The 255-nt window shown below is 54.9% G+C and carries 1 rRNA gene; it reads left to right on the plus strand.

From position 1 onward, the window contains the following. Positions 1 to 255: ribosomal RNA gene (locus tag M8009_RS19450) — 23S ribosomal RNA — on the plus strand; the annotation flags it as partial.

Below are 255 nucleotides of genomic sequence, written 5' to 3' on the forward strand. Positions count from 1 at the left end.
TCTGAATGGGGAAACCCACCCACGGTAACGTGGGTATCCCACACTGAATCCATAGGTGTTGGGAGGCGAACCGGGGGAACTGAAACATCTCAGTACCCCGAGGAAAAGAAATCAACCGAGATTCCCCTAGTAGCGGCGAGCGAACGGGGACCAGCCCTTAAGCATGTGACGGATTAGGCGAACGTGCTGGGAAGCACGGCCATAGCGGGTGATAGCCCCGTAGCCGAAAATCTGATCATGTGAAATCGAGTAGGT

The sequence above is a fragment of the Halomonas gemina genome (assembly GCF_023554995.1).
GTDB lineage: Bacteria > Pseudomonadota > Gammaproteobacteria > Pseudomonadales > Halomonadaceae > Halomonas > Halomonas gemina.